The organism is Nocardioides pollutisoli (assembly GCF_040045055.1).
GTDB classification, from domain to species: Bacteria; Actinomycetota; Actinomycetes; order Propionibacteriales; family Nocardioidaceae; genus Nocardioides; species Nocardioides tweenelious.
In genome coordinates, this window is the sequence record NZ_JBDZDU010000001.1 from 2,680,820 (window position 1) to 2,697,935 (window position 17,116).

Annotated in this window: 17 protein-coding genes; all 17 read right to left on the bottom strand. The window is 72.2% G+C overall.

The window, feature by feature from the left end; translation table 11 throughout:
• Window positions 1-14 precede the first annotated feature (14 nt).
• On the bottom strand, window positions 15-809 hold the full coding sequence (locus ABLE68_RS13075; RefSeq protein WP_348871871.1) for an ABC transporter permease: 795 nt from the start codon (window positions 807-809) through the stop codon (window positions 15-17).
• A complete protein-coding gene (locus ABLE68_RS13080) occupies window positions 806-1,603 on the bottom strand; it encodes an ABC transporter permease (RefSeq protein WP_348871872.1) in 798 nt (265 codons plus the stop codon). The genes ABLE68_RS13075 and ABLE68_RS13080 overlap by 4 nt, the downstream gene beginning before the upstream one ends.
• Window positions 1,603-2,415, bottom strand: a complete 813-nt coding sequence (locus ABLE68_RS13085; RefSeq protein ID WP_348871874.1) for an ABC transporter ATP-binding protein — start codon at window positions 2,413-2,415, stop codon at window positions 1,603-1,605. The genes ABLE68_RS13080 and ABLE68_RS13085 overlap by 1 nt, the downstream gene beginning before the upstream one ends.
• A gap of 14 nt (window positions 2,416-2,429) precedes the next feature.
• Window positions 2,430-3,533, bottom strand: coding sequence for an ABC transporter substrate-binding protein (locus tag ABLE68_RS13090; RefSeq protein ID WP_348871876.1), 1,104 nt, complete (start codon window positions 3,531-3,533; stop codon window positions 2,430-2,432).
• A 149-nt stretch (window positions 3,534-3,682) separates the two neighbouring features.
• Complete coding sequence (locus ABLE68_RS13095; protein ID WP_348871877.1) at window positions 3,683-4,156, bottom strand: nucleoside deaminase; 474 nt, start codon at window positions 4,154-4,156, stop codon at window positions 3,683-3,685.
• Window positions 4,153-6,771, bottom strand: a complete 2,619-nt coding sequence (locus ABLE68_RS13100) for a molybdopterin-dependent oxidoreductase (protein ID WP_348871878.1) — start codon at window positions 6,769-6,771, stop codon at window positions 4,153-4,155. Before ABLE68_RS13100 ends, ABLE68_RS13095 begins: the two co-directional genes overlap by 4 nt.
• Window positions 6,772-6,931: 160 nt before the next feature.
• A complete protein-coding gene (locus ABLE68_RS13105; protein WP_348871880.1) occupies window positions 6,932-7,693 on the bottom strand; it encodes an FAD binding domain-containing protein in 762 nt (253 codons plus the stop codon).
• Window positions 7,693-8,505, bottom strand: a complete 813-nt coding sequence (locus tag ABLE68_RS13110) for a MurR/RpiR family transcriptional regulator (protein WP_348871882.1) — start codon at window positions 8,503-8,505, stop codon at window positions 7,693-7,695. The genes ABLE68_RS13105 and ABLE68_RS13110 overlap by 1 nt, the downstream gene beginning before the upstream one ends.
• Window positions 8,502-9,746 (bottom strand): allantoate amidohydrolase, encoded by a 1,245-nt coding sequence (locus ABLE68_RS13115; RefSeq protein WP_348871883.1) that lies wholly within the window; start codon window positions 9,744-9,746, stop codon window positions 8,502-8,504. The genes ABLE68_RS13110 and ABLE68_RS13115 overlap by 4 nt, the downstream gene beginning before the upstream one ends.
• Window positions 9,743-10,939, bottom strand: coding sequence for a pyridoxal-phosphate-dependent aminotransferase family protein (locus tag ABLE68_RS13120; RefSeq protein WP_348871884.1), 1,197 nt, complete (start codon window positions 10,937-10,939; stop codon window positions 9,743-9,745). The genes ABLE68_RS13115 and ABLE68_RS13120 overlap by 4 nt, the downstream gene beginning before the upstream one ends.
• 118 nt (window positions 10,940-11,057) lie before the next feature.
• Window positions 11,058-12,392 (bottom strand): allantoinase AllB, encoded by a 1,335-nt coding sequence (allB, locus tag ABLE68_RS13125; RefSeq protein ID WP_348871885.1) that lies wholly within the window; start codon window positions 12,390-12,392, stop codon window positions 11,058-11,060.
• Complete coding sequence (gene pucL / locus ABLE68_RS13130; protein ID WP_348871887.1) at window positions 12,392-13,228, bottom strand: factor-independent urate hydroxylase; 837 nt, start codon at window positions 13,226-13,228, stop codon at window positions 12,392-12,394. The genes allB and pucL overlap by 1 nt, the downstream gene beginning before the upstream one ends.
• Window positions 13,228-13,548, bottom strand: coding sequence for a hydroxyisourate hydrolase (uraH, locus tag ABLE68_RS13135; protein ID WP_348871888.1), 321 nt, complete (start codon window positions 13,546-13,548; stop codon window positions 13,228-13,230). Before uraH ends, pucL begins: the two co-directional genes overlap by 1 nt.
• Window positions 13,545-14,039, bottom strand: a complete 495-nt coding sequence (gene uraD / locus ABLE68_RS13140) for a 2-oxo-4-hydroxy-4-carboxy-5-ureidoimidazoline decarboxylase (protein ID WP_348871890.1) — start codon at window positions 14,037-14,039, stop codon at window positions 13,545-13,547. The genes uraH and uraD overlap by 4 nt, the downstream gene beginning before the upstream one ends.
• An 82-nt stretch (window positions 14,040-14,121) precedes the next feature.
• Window positions 14,122-15,618: an AtzH-like domain-containing protein gene (locus ABLE68_RS13145; RefSeq protein ID WP_348871891.1), complete on the bottom strand. Its 1,497-nt coding sequence runs from the start codon at window positions 15,616-15,618 to the stop codon at window positions 14,122-14,124.
• Entirely contained in the window at window positions 15,615-16,643 is a 1,029-nt protein-coding gene (locus ABLE68_RS13150; protein WP_348871892.1) for an acetamidase/formamidase family protein, read from the bottom strand. Before ABLE68_RS13150 ends, ABLE68_RS13145 begins: the two co-directional genes overlap by 4 nt.
• Window positions 16,644-16,743: 100 nt before the next feature.
• Window positions 16,744-17,097, bottom strand: coding sequence for a YidH family protein (locus ABLE68_RS13155; protein WP_348871893.1), 354 nt, complete (start codon window positions 17,095-17,097; stop codon window positions 16,744-16,746).
• Between the last annotated feature and the right edge of the window lie 19 nt (window positions 17,098-17,116).

Consider the following 17,116-nt stretch of genomic DNA (forward strand, 5'->3'; position numbering starts at 1 on the left):
GGTCACGCCAGGTCTCAGCGCTTGCCGGCGTCCGGGCCGAAGCGCGAGAGGAAGAACCCCTCGCACGCCTGGGCGACCATGTAGAGCAGGACCGAGGCGAGCGTGATGAGCACGACGAGCGCCCAGAGCTTGTCGTACTGGTAGAGCGCGAGCGAGGTGTTCACCGCCTTGCCAGCGCTGTCCGTGCTGGTGAAGGTCTCGGCGATCAGGGCCCCCGTGATCGCGCCGGGGACCGAGATCCGGATCGCGGCGAAGATCGACGGGAGCGCGGTCGGGTAGGCGACCCGGAACAGGACGTCGCGCGGCGACCCGCCGTACACCTGCACCACGTCGCGCATCTGCGGCGTCACCGAGCGCAGCCCGAAGGCGATCGTGACCAGGGCGGGGAAGAGCACGACGATGCCGCTCATCACCGCGACGGTGGCGAACCCGTTGCCGAACAGCAGCGTGATGATCGGGGCGAGCGCCACGAGCGGCACGGTGCGCACCAGCATCACGCCCGGCATGGTCGCCGCCTCGATGCCCTTGGACAGCACCATGCTGGTGGCGAGGAGGACGGCCGCCGTCAGGCCGGCGACGAAGCCGATGCCGGCGTCGAGGAGGGTCTGCTTCAGCGGACCCAGGACGTCGCTGCGGTTCTGGGCTGCGTCGGGGTCGGTGAAGAGCCAGGCGAAGACGTCCTGCGGGTAGCGGACCACCAGGTCGCTGACGTCGGACAGGTGCAGCGCCACCACCCAGAGGACGAGCGTCAGCGCGATGACGAAGACGAAGTTCAGGACGGGGCGGCCGATCAGGCGTACGGCGGTCACGAGGCGACCCCCTTCGACCACGGGGCGACCCAGCGGCCGGCCAGCCCGATGAGCGCGTAGGCCAGCCCGGACACCAGCGCGCAGGCGATGCCCAGCGACCAGGCCAGGGCGGTCTCCCGGTTGTTCTGGCTCAGGATGAGGGACGGGCCGACCCCGATCTCGAGGTGCCGGTCGAAGTACTCGCCGAGCAGGGCGCCGAGGAACGCCGCCGGAGCCGCGATCTGCAGCGTCGTGAAGAGCGCGGGGAGGGCGGAGACGAGCCGGACCCGGAAGAACTGCTGCACCCGACCCCCGCCGTACACGGAGACCACGTCGAGCGTCGCGTCGTCGGCGGACCGGAAGCCGAGGATCGCCCCGACCACGGTCGTGAAGATGACGGACAGGGCCGCGAGGTCGATCGCGGTCTGCGAGGTCCCGCCCGGCTCGGGGAGGTCGTGCACGATCACCAGGATCGGCGCGAGCACCACGATCGGGAGGCAGTAGGTGATGACCGCGAACTGCATGACCACGCGCTCGATCGGGGGCACGATCAGCACCAGCATGGCGAGGACCAGCGCGAAGCTCACGCCGACCAGGTAGCCCTTCGCGGCCTCGCGCAGGGTGATCGCGAAGATGTCCCAGTAGTAGTGGAGGCCACGCTCGCGGAAGACGTCGATCACGTCGAGGGGCGAGGGCACCTGCTTCGGTGTGAAGAACAGAGCGGCGAGCAGCCACCACAGGCCGATCGTCACCACCACACCGACGGTGCCGAGCAGGATCGAGTGCCGCCGCTCGGCGCTCAGGCCGACCGCCATCAGTCCGCCGCCGGTGCGTCGCCGAAGAGCAGCTGCGAGGCGTGGTCGTGCAGGGCGTGGAACTCCGGCGTCCGCATCATGTCGGGGGTGCGGGGGCGCGGGAGGTCGACCTGGATGACCTCCTTGATCCGACCGGGGCGCGCGCTCATCACGGCGACCTGGTCGGAGAGAAAGATCGCCTCGGAGATGCCGTGCGTGACCATCAGGGTGGTCGCCGGCTTCTCGGTCCAGATCCGCAGCAGCTCGAGGTTGAGCCGCTGCCGGGTCATGTCGTCGAGGGCGCCGAAGGGCTCGTCGAGGAGCAGCACCGAGGGCTTCACGACCAGGGACCGGGCGATCGACACGCGCTGGCGCATGCCGCCGGAGAGCTGGGCGGGCTTGGCCTTCTCGAAACCCTCGAGTCCCACCAGCTTGATGAGCTCGCGGACCAGCGCCTCGTCGGGCTTGGTGCGCGACACCTGGAACGGCAGCCGGATGTTGGACTCCACGGAGCGCCAGGGGAGCAGGGCCGAGTCCTGGAAGGCGATCCCGAGCTCGTGGTCACGGCGCAGCTCGGACGGGATCTTGCCCTCGACGATCGCGGTCCCGCTGGTCGCGGTCTCCAGGCCGGCGAGGATCCGCAGGATCGTGGACTTGCCGCAACCGGACGGCCCCAGCAGCGACAGGAACGTGCCCTTGTCGGTGTAGAGGGTGGTGTCCTGGAGGGCCTCCACCGTGGTGCGGCCGACCGTGAAGGTCTTGGACAGCTTGTCGATCCTGACGCCGGTGCCGGAACTTTCCGACACCGGCGTCAGGGATTCGTGGTGCGTCACGAGTACGTCGTACCTCAGCCCTTGAGTTCCGGGTTCTCGGCGTAGACCTCGTTGACGAGCGAGTTGTCGAAGAGGTCCTCGGCGGAGATGTCGATCCCGGCGGCCTTGATGGACGTGATGTTGTCCGCGATCATCTGGTCGCTCATCGTGAAGAGGCCGTTGGCGTCGGTCTCGTCGCTCTTGACCAGGGCCTCGCACTGCTCGGTCGCCTGCTCGACCTCCTTGTCCAGCTCGAGCGGCGGGTCGATGTCCTTGCCGTACTTGTTGACCGCGAGCTCCGCTCCGGCCTTGTAGCCGGCGTCGCCGTCGCAGGCGTCGGTCCAGCCCTGGATCTCCGCCTTGAGGAAGGCCTTCACCTCGTCGGGGTTGTTCTTGATCATGTCGTCCGTCGTGATCACGGTCTCGGCGACGAACGGCAGGCCGTTGTCGGCGAAGGGCAGGTCGACGGTGTCGAAGCCGTCACCCTTGACCAGCAGCGACTCGTTGGTCAGGTAGGCGACCAGGCCGTCGATCTTGCCGTCCTCGAGCGGGGAGATGTCGAACGAGTTCGGCACGATCGTCAGGCAGGACGGGTCGATCCCGTTGGCGCTGAGGAACGCGTTGAAGAGGCTGAGGTTGGGGTCCTGCACACCGATCTTCTTGCCGCACAGGTCGGCCGGCGTCGCGATGTTGCCGACGTCGCCGAGCGACAGGATGCTGAACGGGTTCTTCTGGTACGTCGCGCCGACGATCTTGAGCGGGAAGCCCGAGTTGGCGACCGCGGCCGCGGTGGAGACCGCGTTGCTCAGGCCGAACTCGGCCTTGCCGGTCGCGACGATCTCCTCCTGGGCGACCGGGCCGGCCAGCAGGTTGACCGTGCCGAAGCCGGCGTCCTTGTAGTAGCCGGAGTCGTCCGCGATGAACTCGCCGGCGAACTCGGAGTTCTTGATCCAGGACAGCTGCACGCTGATGTCGCCGAAGTCGGCTGCGCCACCGCTCGCGCTGCTGCTGCTCTCGGTGTCGGACGCGTCGCCGCCGTCGCTGTCGGAGCCGCACGCGGCCAACGCGAAGACGGACACCGCAAGCACGGCGGTCAGGCGGAGCGCGGTGCGCTTGCCCCCTCGGAACGACAGGGTCATATGGGTTCTCCTAGGTAGAGCGCGCCGGGATTCCCTCCCCGATCGCGGAACACGGGTCCGAGACGGACCGAACGTAGGAGCGTCACGTTGCGGGTCTTCGCGGGCGACGTTTCGACCGCGTTAAAACGCTCGTTTCAGCGACCGACTTCTCAGTACGCCGTGCGGTCGGCCTTGCCGAGCCAGGCGTCGAACGGCGCGAACGCGTCGTCGTGCCGGGCGCCCTCGACCGCGGTCGGCCAGGTCGCGCGGTCGCGGGCGAAGAGCTCGTAGAACTCGCGGTCGTCGAAGCCGCCCCGGGCGGCGTCGTGGCGATCGGCGGCGTAGACCACGCGGTCGAGCCGCGCCCACAGCGAGGCCGAGACGCAGAGCGGGCAGGGCTCGCAGGAGGCGTAGAGCACGCACCCCGCCAGGGAGAAGTCGCCGAGCTCGGCACACGCCGTACGGATCGCCTGCACCTCGGCGTGGGCCGTGGGGTCGAGGTCGCGGGTGACCCGGTTCTGCCCGGTCGCGACCAGCTCGCCGCGCTTCACGACCACCGCGCCGAAGGGGCCGCCGCCGGCGTGCACGTTGGCGACCGCCAGCTCGACGGCGTGGGAGAGCCAGGTCTGCTCGCTGGGGTTCATGGCTGCTCCTCGGGGGTGGTGTCCGAAACAGTCGTTGCGAGTCGCCACAGCCGGTCGCGGCTCATCGGCAGCTCGTGGGGGCGTACGCCGAGGGCGTCGCGGACGGCGTTCGCGATCGCCGGCGCCACCGGGTTGTACGGCGCCTCGCTCATCGACTTCGCGCCGCGCGGACCCAGCTCGTCGTACGTGTCCGCGAAGAGCACCTCGGTCGGCGGGACGTCCGCGATCTGGGGGACCCGGTAGTGCCGGAACGTGCTCGTGAGCACCACGCCGTCGCGCACCAGGATCTCCTCCTGCAGCGAGCTCCCGAGCGCCTGCGCGACGCCGCCCTCGACCTGGCCCCGCAGCTGCTCGGGGTTGATCACCCGGCCCGCGTCGACGGCCTGCACCGACTTCAGGACCCGCAGCTCACCGGTCTCCCGGTCGACCGCGACCCGGACGCCGTGCACGTTGAACGCCACCGACCGCGGCGTCCCGCTGTGCCGCCCGGTGCGGCTCAGCGGCGGTGCCTCACCGGCGTCCAGCGCCGCGCGCACCTGACGCGCAGCGTCCGTGACGGCCATGCCGGCGACCACCGAGCCGGTGGAGCCGAAGGCGCCGGTGTCGTACGCCGCCGCGTCGGTGTCGGAGGAGTGCAGCCGGATGCGTGCCGGGTCGACGCCGAGCTCCTCGGCGACCAGCTGGACGTGGACCGTCGCCGAGCCGTTGCCGAACTCGGCGCTGCCGACGCCGATCGTGACGGTGCCGTCGACGGCGACGCTCACCGTCGCCTCGCTGTGGTGGCCGCGGGGCGGGATGGTGGCGATCATCGCCGCGGCCAGGCCCTCGCCGACGGCCCATCGGCTGCCGGCGGGTGCCGGGGTGTCGTCGGCCGCGAGCGCCGCCTCGACGAGGTCGAGGCACTGGTCGAGGCCGTAGCTGCCGTAGACGAGGTCGGTGTCGGGATCGCCGTTGACCACGAACGGGTCGCCGGGGCGGACGACGTTGCGGCGCCGCAGCTCGGCGGGGGAGAGCCCGAGCTCGCGCGCCAGGTCGTCGAGCGCCGACTCGATCCCGAAGATCACCTGACCGAGCCCGTAGCCGCGGAACGCTCCTGACGGCACGTGGTTGGTGTAGACGGCCTCGCCGTCGACCCGCTTGTTGGCGCAGCGGTAGAGGGCGACCGACTCGTGGCAGCCGTGGAAGAGCACGCCGACGGAGTGGTTGCCGTAGGCGCCCGCGTCGCTGAGCACGTCGACCACGAGCGCGGTCAGCACGCCGTCCGCGTCCGCGCCCGCGGTGACGGAGATCCGCATCGGGTGCCGGCTCGGCACCATCGTGAACTGCTGCTCGCGGGTCAGCTCGAGCTGCACCGGCTGCCGCAGCCTCAGCACGGCGAGCGCGACCAGGTCCTCGACGAGCATCTCCTGCTTGCCGCCGAAGCCACCGCCGACGCGTGCGGCGATGACCCGCACCCGGTCCTCGGGCAGCCCCAGGACGTGGGCCAGCTCGGCGCGCACGAGGAACGGCACCTGGGTGCTCGCCCGGATCACCAGGCGCCCGTCCTCGTCGAGCCAGCCGCGGGCACCGTGGGTCTCGAGCGACGCGTGCGTGACCCGTGGCGTGCGCCAGGTGCCGGACACGGTGGCGGCTGCGACCGCCAGCCCGGCGGCGACGTCGCCGACCTCGCCGTGGGTCTGGGCGACGACGTTGCGGCCCGGCTCGGAGATCCGACTGTCGTCGGCGGGCTTGTCACCGTGCAGCAGGGGTGCGCCGGCGCTGCGGGCGAGCTCGGGGTCGAAGACGGCAGGAAGCACGTCGTACTCCACCTCGACCAGGGCGGCGGCTCGCTGTGCCTCGGCGACGGACTCGGCGACGACGGCGGCGACGCGTTGGCCGCGGAAGCGCACGACGTCGTCGAGCATCCGGGTGTCGTCGGGGTCGTCGAGGCGGCTCTCGTGGCGGGCCGTGGAGTAGAGGACGTCGGGGGCGTCGCGGTGCGTGAGGACGAGGCGTACGCCGGGGGCGGCCTCCGCGCGGCTGGTGTCGATGCGGGTGATCCGCGCGTGGGCGTGGGGGCTCTGGACGATCGCCATGTGCAGGACGCCGGTGGTGGGCAGGTCGAGGGTGTAGCCCTCGGTGCCGGTCACGACGCGGGTCGCCGCAGGTGCACCGAGGGAGGCACCGAACGCCGCTCCGTCCGCGGTCGCCGGACCCACGTTGACCGTGCCGGCCAGCGCGTCGCGGATCGAGCGGTAGCCCGTGCAGCGGCAGAGGTTGCCCTTGAAGCAGCGCTCGACGTCGGCGCCCTCGGGTGCGGCCGCGGCGGTCATGATGAAGCCGGCCGTGCAGAAGCCGCACTGGAAGCCGGCGGCGTCGGCGAACGCGCGCTGCACGGGGTGCGGGTCGTCCGGGGTGCCGAGCCCCGCCAGCGTGGTGACCTCGTGGTCGATCGCGCGCAGGGCGGGGTAGAGGCAGGAGTGCACGGGCGCCCCGTCGACGTGCACGGTGCAGGCGCCGCAGTCGCCCGCGTCGCACCCCTTCTTCACGTCGAGCCGGCCGGCCTCGCGCAGGTAGGTGCGCAGGCACTGGCCGGCGGCCGGGACCGTGCCCACCTCCTCACCGTTGACCCTCATCGCGCACCGCTCGGGTCGGCGGTGGGAGATCCACCTTCTGTCGCCTCGAGAAGGTGGAGAAACCACCGCCGGACGGGCTCGTCGCCGGACGGCGGTGGGAGATCCACCTTCTGGCGGCTGGACAGGGTGGAGGGGCCACCGCCGACCCGGAGTGGCCGCCTCATCCGGCCAGCTCCGCACGGACCTCGCGGGCGAGCAGCCCGGTGACGTGGGCCCGCCAGTCCGGGGCGCCGTGCGGGTCGTCGTACCAGCAGTCGACCGCCGCCAGCCCGGCGTCGAGGTCGTCGGCGTCGAGCACCACGGGGCGGGTCGTCGCCGCCGTGACGGTGATCGTCGACCCGCAGCCCACGACCACGGAGGCGGCCCGGCCCAGCGGTGTGAGCGCGATCCGGCGGAACGCGGTGGGCGCGGCCATCGACGTGAGAGGTACGTCGACCGCGCGGACCACCTCACCCGGCGCGAGCGAGGTCAGCCCGGCACCTCGGACGAACTCGGTGACCGGCTCCCGACGCTCGGCACCGTCCGGCGTCCAGATCACCACGTCGCCACCCAGACCGGCGGTCAGCGAGATCACCGCGCCGGCGGGGAGCGCGAGGCACAGGTTGCCGCCGACGGTCGCGACGCGCTGGACCTTCCACGACATCAGCAACGAGTCGGCGCACTGCCGCGCCAGCTCGGCGGCCGCACCCCAGGGCGCGGCGGTCATCGTCTCGATCGTGCAGGTCCCCCCGATCCGGAGCACGTCGTCGAGCAGCTCCCAGTCGGCCCAGCCCATCGTGGCCAGGTCGACCAGCCCGGTGGTCTCGGGCTGCGGCTCGGAGAAGAGCCAGGTGCCGCCGGCGAGCAGCGTCTCGCCAGGGGCGAGGACGAGGTCGGCGCGGGTCCAGGCGGGACGCATCCCGGTGACGGAGACGAGGTCCATCACTCGACCTCGGCCAGGCGGGTGTAGGTGCCGCTGATGTCGGCGACCCGCTCGCGGGCGGGCCGTCCGAGCGCTGAGAGCACGCCGTCGGAGACGACGCTGACCACGCTCATCGCCGCGGCGTAGCTGTCGAAGGCGAGGGTGCTGTCGACCGGGCACTCCAGCCAGTACGCCGCATCCGTGGCGTGGATGCGGCCCGTCGGGTCGGAGACCAGCACGACCGTCGCGCCGGTGCGACCCGCCTCGCGCAGGAAGTCGCCGAAGCGGGCCGGTCGGCGCCGGAACCCGACCACCACGACCGCGTCGCCCGGCGCGAGGTCGGCCAGCTCCTCACCGACCACCTGGCCGGGCAGCGGGGCGATCCGGACGTCGGTGCGCGCGTGCACCAGCTGCTGGCGCAGGTGGAGCGCGACCGGGTGGCTGTTGCGCCAGCCGACGACGAGGACCCGGCGAGACCGGGCGAGGACGTCGACGACGGCGGGGATCACCGGGCTGTCGAGCGCCTGTCCCAGCGACTCCTGCTCGTGGGCGAGGTGCGCGAGCAGGCTCGGCGCCCCGTCGACCCGACGCGGCTCGCCGGCGGACCGCAGCCCGCGGAGGTGGTCGCGCACCTCGTCGAAGTCGGCGAAGCCGAGGCTGCGGAAGAGCCGGCTCATCGTGGCCTTCGAGACCCCGGCCAGCCCGGCCAGCTCGGCGGAGCGGTAGGTCGCGAGGTCGTCGAGGTGCTCGAGCAGCGTCTCCGCGGCCTTGCGCTCCTGCGGGGAGAGGTCGACGTACCTCTCCGCGATCCGCTCGTCGATCCGCTGGCTCATCGAACCACCCGAGCCTCGACCTGGGCGGCGACGGCGAGCACCGCGGCCTCGAGGGCGTCGAGCCCAGCGGCGACGTCGAGCTCCTGGACGTCCTCGGCCGGGTGGTGGCTGATCCCGTCGAAGCAGCGCAGGAAGAGCATACCGACGTCGGTGGTCAGGCCGATCGCCATCGCGTCGTGCCCGGCCCGGCTCCAGAGCCCCGTCGGGTCGTCGTCGCCGGTGCTGCGGATGCCGTCCTGCACGGCCCGCTGGAGCCACGGAGCGCACGGCACGGCCGGGGCGTTGTGCGTCTCGCGGACCTCCAGCCGGACGCCGCGGGCGGCGCAGAGCTCCTCGATCTCGGCCCGCATCGAGTCCCACATCTCGTCGCGCTCGGCGTCGGTGGCGGCCCGCAGGTCGAGGCTGAAGTCGGCCCGCCCCGGGATCACGTTGACCGCGCCGGGTTGGACCTCGATCCGGCCGACGGTGGCGATGCAGTGGGAGGCACGGGCCCGCCGCTCGATCGCGACGATGGCCTCGCTGGCGCCGACCAGGGCGTCGCGGCGGCGGGGGTACGGCGTGCCTCCGGCGTGCCGGGCCTCACCGACCACCGACAGCCGGAAGCGGCGCGCGCCGGCGATCGTGGTGACGTAGCCGAGCGAGCGGTCCGCGGCCTCGAGCTGCGGTCCCTGCTCGATGTGGGCCTCGAGGTAGCCGACCAGCTCGTCGGAGCCGCGCGCCGCGCCGCCGACCGCGCGCGGGTCGAGCCCGAAGGTCAGGAACGCCTGGTGCAGCGTGATGCCGTCGCGGTCGCGGAGGTCCCACCAGTCCTCCTCCCACGCACCGGCCACCGCGCGGCTGCCGAGCAGGGCGGTGCCGAAGCGGGTGCCCTCCTCGTCGCTGAAGCCGATCAGCTCCAGGGCGAAGGGGAGGTCGTCGACCCGGTCGCCGAGTCGCTCGGCGACCGCGATCGCCATGACCACGCCGAGCATCCCGTCGAAGCTGCCGGCGTCGGGGACGGTGTCGAGGTGTGACCCGACCAGCAGTGCGGGGAGTCCCGGGGTGCGTCCTTCTCGCCGGCCGCACACGTTGCCCGCGGCGTCCTGCCAGCTGCGCAGCCCGGCCTGCTCCATCCAGCGACCGGTCACGGCGTTGGCGCTGGCGTGCTCGCGCGACAGGTAGACCCGCTCGAGCTGCGGCGGGGTCGCGGTGAAGCGGTCGAGCTCGGCGCAACGGTCGAGCACCTCGCGGGCCGTCGTCATCCGGCGTACACCTCGCTCGCGGCGTCGACGCCTCCGCTGGTGCGCAAGACCTGCTCGAGCGCGTCGAGCGTGGTGAGCACGGCGTCCTCGCGGGCGTTGTAGCCCATCGTGCCGATCCGCCAGACCTTGCCGTGCAAGGGCCCGAACGACGTCCCGATCTCGATGCCGAAGTCGTCAAGCAACGCGGCTCGGGTGGCGTCGCCGTCGAGGTGGGCGGGGATCTCGACCGCCACGACGTTGTGCATCTTGTGCGCGACGTCGCCGAAGACGCCGAGCCCCAGGCCGCGTACGCCGGCCAGCATCGCCCGGCCGTGGAGCTCGTGCCGCGCGACGGCCCGGTCGAGGCCCTCCTCGACCAGCAGCCGCGCGCACTCGCGGGCGCCGTACAGCATGGTCGTGGCCTCGGTATGGTGGTTGAGCCGGCGCGGACCCCAGTAGTCCATGATCTGCGCGAGGTCCAGGTAGTTGCTGGCGATCCGCTCCCCGAGCGCCGGGTCGCCGTCCTCACGGATGCCGGCCTCGATGTGCTTGCGAGCGTCGATGACGGTGGCCGCGCGATCGGAGATGGTGATCGGTGCGCTGCCGGACGGCCCGCCGAGGCACTTCTGCAGGCCGGCGGTCGCGATGTCGATGCCCCACGCGTCGGTCTCGAACTCGTTGCCACCCAGGGACGCCGTGGCGTCGCAGTAGAGGAGCACGTCGTGGCGACGGCAGATCTCGCCGATGTCGGCGAGCGGCTGGCACATCGTCGTCGACGTGTCGCCCTGGACGATCGCGAGCACCTTCGGTCGTACCCGTCGTACGGCGTCCTCGACCGCCTCCGGCTCGAAGACCTCGCCCCACGGCACCTCGATCGTGTGCACCTCGGCGCGGCAGCGCTCGGCGATCTCCTGCAGCAGGTGGCCGAACCGCCCGAAGACCGGTACCAGCACGCGGTCGCCCGGCTCGAGCAGCGACACCAGGGCCGCCTCGATGCCCGCGCGCGACGTGCCGTCGACGAGGAACGTCTGGTCGTTGCCGGTGCGGAACACCTCGCGGTAGAGCGCCATGGTCTCGTTCATGGTCGCGGTCATCCACGGGTCGTACTGACCCACCAGCGGAGCCGACATCGCCTGCAGCACGCGGGGGTCGGCGGTGATCGGGCCGGGGCCCATCAGCAGCCGCGGCGGCGGGTCGATCGGGCCGAGCTTCATGCGGACCTCCGCTCGTCCGATCGGTGTGAAGCCTGCCCGGCGGTGAGCAGGCAACCGTTTTCGAGCGTTGCCGGGTGGGATTCGGTTGCTGGCGCACCGCCGGCCCGCATCGACCGCTTCATGCGGACCTCCTCAGCTGACGGCCCCAGCCGTGGTCGGTGTGCTCGACGTCGAGGGCGTTGCCGCGGACGACGGTGCGGACGACGCGGCCGCCGTAGCGGAGACCGTCGTACGCCGAGATCGGGTTGCGGTGCGCGAGCCGGGTGGCCTCGATGCGGAACTCGACGCCGGTGTCGTAGACGGCGAGGTCGGCGTCGGCGCCGACGGCGATCCGGCCCTTGTCGCGCAGGCCGACGAGGTCGGCGGTGTTGGTGGACATCCAGCGACTGACCTGCTCGACGCCGATGCCGCGGCGGCGGGCCTCCTGGGCGACCGCGCTGAAGCCGACCTGCAGACCCGAGACGCCGCCCCACGCCTGCTGGAGGTCGCCGTCGCCACGGTCCTTCTCCTCGGCGGTGGCAGGGGAGTGGTCGCTGACGACCATGTCGATCAGCCCGGCGCGCAGCGCCTGCCAGAGCTCCTCGCGGTTGCCGGCGTCGCGGATCGGCGGGCAGCACTTGAACTGCGAGGCGCCGTCGGGGACGGTCTCGGCCGCGAAGCAGAGGTAGTGGGGACAGGTCTCGACGCTCACGCGCAGGCCCTCCGACTTCGCGTCGGCGATCTGGTCGAGAGCGCGCGCACTGGAGAGGTGGAGGATGTGCACCCGGGCGCCGGTCTCGCGGGCACCGTCGAGCACCTGGCGGATCGCGGTCGTCTCGGCCTCGTCCGGCCGCGACATGAGGAAGTCGCGGTAGGCCCGGCTCGGCGGCGCCGGAGCGCTCGCGAGGACGCGGGCGTCCTCGGCGTGCACGATCATCAGCCCGTCGAACCGCGCGATCTCGACCAGCGCGGCCAGGAACTCCTCGGGGTCCAGCGGCGGGAACTCGTCGACACCGCTCGGCGCCAGGAAGCACTTGAAGCCGAACACCCCGGCCTCCCACAGCGGCAGCAGGTCGGCGCGGTTGCCGGGCACCGCCCCGCCCCAGAACCCGACGTCGACCATCAGCTCCCCGAGCGCCGCCTCCTGCTTGACCCGGAGCCCCTCGATCGTCGTGGTCGGTGGGATCGAGTTGAGCGGCATGTCGACCAACGTGGTCGCGCCGCCGAGCGCCGCCGCCTCGGTCGCGGAGACGAAGCCCTCCCACTCGGTGCGACCGGGCTCGTTGATGTGCACGTGGGTGTCGACGATCCCGGGGACGACGTACGCCGCGTCCGGCGCCCGCAGCACGACCCCGTCGACCTGGTGGTCGACGGCCTCGATCGATGCGATCCGGCCGTGCTCGATGACGAGCGTGGCCGGCTTGAGCTCCCCGTCGAGCAGCACCCGCTCGGCCTGGAGTGCGTCGATCCGCATCAGGCTCCCTCGCGCAGGACGGTCGCCTCGATCAGCCCGTAGGGGCGGTCGGCCGCGAAGAAGACCTCGCCCGGGTTGTCGAGCCCGAAGGGCGCGAGGTCGACGAGGAAGTGGTGCTTGTTGGGGCAGGAGATGTGGATCCGCGCGATCTCCGGCACCGTGTCGAGCGCCGCTACGCCCATGGCGTGGATGGTCTGCTGGAGCGCCAGGCTGTGGGTCGAGGCGAAGGCGTCGAGCATCGCCGCGCGGACGGCCTCGTAGGCCGCGTCGTACGACGCAGGCGTGCCGGCGTACTCCCAGGTCGCGGTCACGCTGGTCGCCAGGATCCGGTCGTCGGTCTCGGCCAGGGTCGTGTAGCCGTCGCGCGGGAAGCCGTGGAACTCGCTGCCGGTCGACTTGAGCACGACCAGGTCGGTGAGCCCGGCGCTGACGGTGGTCGCGTCGCCGGCGGTCTCGACGAGCGCGGTGCGGGTCTCCTGCGCGTTGCGGACGAACGAGTGTCCGTTGGCAGGCAGCCGTTGCCAGGAGTACTGCTCCGCGCTCAACCAGGTCCCGCTGACCCACGGCTGCACGCGCCAGTGACCGGCGAGCGTCAGCAGGAAGTCCTCGGGCGATGCGACGCCGTGCTCGCGAGCCAGGGCGTAGACGGTGTTCTTCTGGGTGTCGGTCGCGTGGACGTGAGCGTTGTCGCCCTCGGTGTACGCCGTCTCGAAGTCGCCGCGCAGCTGGGTCGTCACGTTGAGGTCGTGCAGCACGTGCTGGTCGCTGTCCCGGTCGACCTTGACCACCCGCACCTCCGCCTTGCCGTGCTGGAGGTCCGTGAGTGTGTACGGCATCAGGACCCCTTGTAGGTCGTGTAGGAGTACGGGCTGAGCAGCAGCGCCACGTGGAGGTGCGACTGCTCGGGGTCGACCGCGAAGGACACCGCGACCTCGGGGTAGAAGGTGTCGCGGTCGGCCGCGAAGAAGTAGGCGCCGGTGTCGAAGTGCAGGACGTGGGTGCCCTCGCCGAGCTCGAGGTCGAACGCGACCCGGCCGTCCGCATCGGTGCGCGCCGCGGTCATCTGCCGGCCCTGCGGGTCGAAGAGCGTGACCGCAAGTGCTGCTGCAGGGACCCCGAGCGCGGCGTCCAGGGCGTGGGTGGAGAGCGTGGTCATGACAGGAGTCCTTCCAGGCGGAGCAGGGCGATCTCGCGCAGCTGACCCGCGGTCACGGCGATCTCGGTGTCCGGGTCGTTGGTCAGCCGCTCCTCCAGCAACGCCAGGATCTCCTCGGCGCTGCGGCCGGCGGCACGGACCAGGTAGATCCGGTCGAAGCGCTGCTCGTACGCCGCGTTGCCCTCGGCCAGGCGTCGCTGCACCTCCGCGTCGTGCGGGTCGACCCCGGACTGCTCGCCCTGCGACAACGCCGCGCTGGCGCCGGCGCCGGTGTGGCGCTCCCCGATCCGTGGGTGGTCCGCGAGCGCCTTCTCGACCTCGGCCGGCGACCAGCTCCGGGCCTGGAGATCGGCGACCGCGAGCACGTCGGCCACCGCGTCGTACGGCCGACCGGCGACGAGCGCGCCGACCCACGAGTCGATGTCGACGCACGGGCGCAGGGCCGTATCGGCCTCCGCAGCGGTCATCGCGTTGAACTCCTCCAGGCGCACTGTGCCTCCTCCGGGCGTGACACTAGGGATCCGATGTAAAGCAGGACCGAAACAACCGTTTCAGAGACGTTACGTCTGGTCCTCAGCCCAGGTCGATGGCCAGCTGCAACAGGTCCCGATCGCGGCCGGGAGCGGCGAGCAGGCAGACGCCCGCGGGCAGCCCGGTGCGGGTGGTGCGCGGGATGCTCACGGCCGGCAGCCCGGCGATCCCGGCGAGGCAGGTCAGCGACATGGTCGCGTCGCGCACGGCCTGCAGACCCTCGCCGATCACGGGTGCGACCGAGGACGCCGACGGCAGCACGACGATCCGGTCGCCGACGAGCTCGCGGATCCGCTCGCGCGCCTGCGCGACGAGGCGTCCCGCGACGGCCGCCCGGGCGTCGTCGATCAGCGATGCGGCCTCGAACCGACCTCGCACGTCCGCACCGAGGGTGTCGAGCCGTGTGGTCAGCCACGAGCCGCGCTCGCGCCAGGCCTCCCACGCCTGCAGGGTCTGGAAGGCCGAGAGCCACCCGGGCAGCTCGCCGAGGTCCCAGGTCTCGCGCATCGCCCCGGCCTCGGTCGCGAGCCCGTCGACGACAGCGACGACGTCGTCCTCGGCCAGGCCGGTCAGGGCGGGAACCGTGACCAGGTCGCCCGATCCGGTGACCTTGCGAGGAGGCAGCAGCACGTCGCCGACCGCCGCGAGCAGCCGCGCGTCGCGGGTCAGCCAGCCGACGGCGTCGAAGCTCGGCGACAGGGCGAGCAGCCGGTCGCGGGGCACGACGTCGTGCGTCGTACGGATCCCGTAGAGGCCCTGGTACGACGCCGGCACGCGGATCGAGCCGCCCGTGTCGGTGCCGAGGCCGACCGTCGCGTGGCCGAGCGAGACCGCGCTCGCGGAACCGGACGTCGAGCCGCCGGAGATCCGGTGCGGGGCCTTCGGGTTCGGCGGGGTGCCCGAGTGGGCGTTGGTGCCGGCGAGCGAGTAGGCGAATTCGTCGGTGCGCGCGATCCCACGCACGGACGCGCCGGCGTCGAGCAGCGTCTGCACGACCCAGGCCGAGACCGGCTCGATCGGTGCCTCGGCCAGCCAGGTGGGGTTGCCGGCACCGACCGGGTGGCCGGCCACGGCGTAGAGGTCCTTGACCGCGACGCTCTCCCCGTCGAGCGAGCCGTGGCCCGACGGGGGCAGCAGTGGATCGCCGACCACGCGCCAGATCCGGGTGTCGAGCGCGGGCCCGGGGACGGCCACGTGTGCGGCGGTGACGACCCAGCCGTCCGGCGTACGCACCCAGAGCTGGGTCTGCTGACCGCGACCGCCGCGCTCGAGCTCGGTCACCGCGACGACCAGCGCGTGGTCGTCGTCGATCGTCTGCACGTGGGTCTGCACGATCCGTCGCTTCGGCGCGCCGCCGCGCGACCCGCGGAAGGCGCTGATCTGGTCGTGGCCGACCAGCAGCCCCTGCGCGTCGCCGCGCAGGGTCGTCGGTCCCGGGGCGAAGAGCCGGTCGAGGGTCACGAGGTCGTCGGACATCAGCGCCCGCTCGTAGTCCCAGAACGCCTCGACCAGTCCGTCGGGCACCGGTGCTTGGGTCACGCGAAGTCCGACTTCCGGATGCGCGCGTGCACGCCCTTCACCACGTCGACCACCTGGGAGATGTTGAAGTCGGTGGCCGCGGAGAGATACGCGTAGGCGAGGCGCTCGTCCATGCCGAACCTCGCCTGCAGCAGGGCGATCGCTGCGCGCACGCAGTTCTGCACGGCGACGTCGAGGTCCTCGTCCATGCCGGTGGGGACGAGGTGGTCCGTGGTCTCGGCGAGCGGGCCGGCGAGCTCGCCGAAGCGGCGTACGGCGTCCTCGCGCGGCACCACGTCGAGGCGGACCGTGGCCTGCAACGACGCCTCCATCGCGGTCAGCGACACCTCTCCGTCTCCTTGTGCGAAGTGCGGGTCGCCGACGAAGGCCAGCGCCCCCTCGACCTGCACCGGGAGGTAGAGCGTCGCCCCGACGGTGAGCAGGTTGATGTCGATGTTGCCACCGTGCGGCCCCGGGGGCACGGAGTGCGGTCGCGCGCGGCCCGGCACGGCGACGCCCATGATCCCGAGGAACGGTGCGAGCGGGAACCGCACCGTGGGCTCGGCGCCGGGCGTCAGCGGCAGCAGCCCGTGGGTGCCGTCGGCGCTGACCGACGCGAAGGCGCTGAAGACCTCGCCGTCGCGGGGGTACTCCCCGGGCAGCGCGCCCTTGCCGTGGCGGTTGGAGATCACGCCGTACGGCACCCGGGGGAGCGTCTCGACCACGGTCATCGCCAGCAGGTCCCCCGGCCGTGCTCCCTCGACGCGCACCGGCCGGCTCACGACGTGGGGACCGTCGACCCCGAACGTGCGGGGGTACTCGCTCGCCGCCAGGGCGATCGCGTCGTCGAGCACCTCCACGCCGTACGGCGCGAAGAACGCCTCGGGGTCGCGGCCCTGGTCCTCGAGGATCCCCTCGTGGCTGATCGTGTCGAAGGTGACCGCGGTCCCGGGCTCGACGCTCAGCACCGGGTGGTCGGCCGCGCAGGGCAGTCGGCCCCACAGCACCAGGTCCGGTGTGGAAGGCAGGTACGCCGCGCCGCTCATGCGGAGCGACGCTAGGCAACGGTTGTTTCAGGGATGTTCCCTGCGGTGGTTGAGGAAGGACGAAGTCCTGTCTCGAAACCCCCGCAGCCCACCCAGCGCGTCAGATGAAGGCGAGCGCCAGCAGCACGGCACCGACGAGCACGGCACCGGTCGTCAGGATGCCGAGGTTGAACGCCGGGAGCGGCTGGTGCGTGCGCATCGCCCGCTCGACCCGCGCCCACCGGACGAGCGCAAGGGCCGTGGTCAGCCCGCCGAAGAGGACCAGCAGGACGGCGAGGGTCGTGCGCAGCCACTGCGACTCGGGCAGCCCGAGCGCGTGCAGGGCGACGCCGCCGGCCAGCATCGCGAGCGCGGTCCGCACCCAGGCGAGGAAGGTGCGCTCGTTGGCGAGGGAGAAGCGGGGGTCTGGCTCGTCCCCCACGTCGTAGACCCATCGCGGGTGCCGGTCGGTCATGGCGTCACCCTAGGGTCTA